3 protein-coding genes and 1 pseudogene are annotated in these 2,312 nt (G+C 37.8%); all 4 read left to right on the top strand.

Annotated features, from left to right (window positions below):
• Nucleotides 1-292: 292 nt before the first annotated feature.
• Nucleotides 293-640, top strand: a complete 348-nt coding sequence (locus K1I44_RS14890) for a hypothetical protein (protein ID WP_219986618.1) — start codon at nt 293-295, stop codon at nt 638-640.
• Nucleotides 641-658: 18 nt separating this feature from the next.
• On the top strand, nt 659-931 hold the full coding sequence (locus tag K1I44_RS14885; RefSeq protein WP_015863918.1) for a hypothetical protein: 273 nt from the start codon (nt 659-661) through the stop codon (nt 929-931).
• Nucleotides 932-1,194: 263 nt separating this feature from the next.
• A pseudogene (locus K1I44_RS15550) lies at nt 1,195-1,389 on the top strand (DUF4351 domain-containing protein); the annotation flags it as partial.
• Between the two features lie 130 nt (nt 1,390-1,519).
• Entirely contained in the window at nt 1,520-2,209 is a 690-nt protein-coding gene (locus K1I44_RS14875) for an alpha/beta hydrolase (RefSeq protein ID WP_219986617.1), read from the top strand.
• Nucleotides 2,210-2,312: the final 103 nt, after the last annotated feature.

The following is a 2,312-nucleotide window of genomic DNA, read 5'->3' as shown; positions in this document are numbered from 1 at the left end:
TCAACTGTAAATACAGCTTGTTGTACCGTCAACATGTGATTCACCTCCTTGTCTATCAATATTCACATCATAGACAGGAAAAGCAAAAAATATTCAGCTCACTTTATGATGTGGCTGAATAGTTACACATATGGTAAGAAGTATTTTAATTCTTATAGCTATCATTTTGATCAAAAAACATAGGAGGTACTGTTTGGATTTTTCTTATTCAATATAAATAAATGTTTCTATGGAGTACAGCTATTCATTACTTAGCACTAAATTTCATTTCTAGTGGAAAGGATGGTTAGACATGTCTACATGGAGCAGAATTGAATCAGGAATTAAACAAGGATTAAAGGATGTAGCGGCTTCGTATGGAATTGATTGGAGTGGTGCTGCTAATACTGCTAGTAAGGTAGGTCCGGCTGTTGGGGGAGGGATTAAGGGAGCTAAAAATGCACGAGCAGAAGTAGAAATGCGTATTTCTAAAGCAGAAACACGATTAGAAGTTGGAAGGATCGAAAAAGCAGCAACACAAATGGTAGCCAAGGGAGCAGCTAAAGGAGCGATTAAAGCGATAGGAATATGGGGATTCATACCTGACATAGCCATATTTGCGAATGGTTTTAGAAAAGGGTACTCAACTGCGGGCAACTAGCAACTAGGAGGGCTTATAGTGGGAGCTTACGAAATAAACGGAATTTTCCTCGTGGTCTTTATCTATTTTCTACTGTTTCGCATCATCAAGACGAAAGACACCGATTATGTTTATGCAATCATCCCTACATTACTGGGATTTATGCTTGTTTATACACCTATTTCTGACTTTATCGAACCTTATATAGCTACCTTAGTAATTGTGGTTGTGGCTATATTATGTTTTGCCATTTTCATTAGATTACAGGTCAAAGAAATTAAAGGTAAATTGCGAAGTAGAAAGGATACGTAAGAACTATTGAATAGTGCCATGATACACAATGGTTATAGAGAGATGCAAATGGCAGCCAAAGGAGCGATCAAAGCGATAGGAATATGGGGCTTCATACCTGATATGGTCGCAGTGCCTGTCACTTTCCGAAGATTATCGAGATTTGAAGAAACAGAGAGTCCTCGTGCTCTCTGTTTGTTTTTGTAAAAAATATGGATGGGAGAGGAGGAGTTTCGAGTGTTTCATCGAAAAAGTATGTAAAGTTTTCGGGAAGGATGCAATATATGGAAGTCGACCAAGATCGGTTGTTTAAAGAGCTGCTCCAAACGTTTTTTGAAGAGTTTATTCTTCTCGTTTTCCCGCGAGTGCATGAGCATATTGATTTTCAGTGCGTGTCGTTTTTGTCGGAAGAACTGTTTACGGATGTGACGGCAGGAGAGAAGTATCGTGTCAATCTACTGGTCGAAACGAAGTTGAAGTGAACGAATTGAATTAAATAAACAGTTTTGTTTTTGCACATGTTAGTCAGGTTGGAATTGGATAAAGCAAAGCAGCGGCTGTTGCTCGGTTTTTTTGAAACAGATGTGAAATTGTCGGAGGAAATGTTCTATGAGTAAAAGGTTTATTGATCTGCATCGAGAATTTTTACAATTACTTGAGCAAAAAGAATGGAAAAAGGCGTTCATTCTTTCGGAAAAGGCTGAAGCTTTGTATCGCGAGAAGATTTATTATACGAGTTTTTGGAAATCTTGTTTGTTAGTTCAGCTTAATCAGCCTACAGAAGCATTAACACAGTTAAAACTAGCAATGGAGCAAGGTGTCTGGTGGAACCCGGAAACGTTATTAACCGAAGAAATGTTAAGTTCAATTAAAGATAAGGAAGAATTTCAGAAAATCGTGCAAATATGCAAACAGCGTTGGCAAGATCAACAAAAACGGTCGCTCCCACAACTTTATGTTATAGGAAATAACAAAGACAAAACAGCCATTTTGTCATTACATTGGCGAAAAGATAATGCGCGTGATTTTGCGGAATATTGGAAAAATGAAGAGCTTCTTAAACAATACATGTTTGGTTTTGCACAATCTTCACAAGTTCGCGGATATGAAACTTTTTGCTGGGATGACAAGGAAACAGCGATAAAAGATATTGAACATTTGTATCACCTTTTTCAAAACAACTATTTAACGAAAGAAAATGAAATCATACTAGCCGGCGCTTCACAAGGTGGCAAGCTTGCAATTGAACTAGCGCTATCTCACCCGGCGATGAAAGGTAACTATTCAGCCACATCATAAAGTGAGCTGAATATTTTTTGCTTTTCCTGTCTATGATGTGAATATTGATAGACAAGGAGGTGAATCACATGTTGACGGTACAACAAGCTGTATTTACAGTTGA

The organism is Anoxybacillus sp. ST4 (assembly GCF_019448545.1).
Lineage (GTDB): Bacteria > Bacillota > Bacilli > Bacillales > Anoxybacillaceae > Anoxybacillus > Anoxybacillus pushchinoensis.
This window is presented reverse-complemented; position numbering and strand designations above follow the sequence as displayed.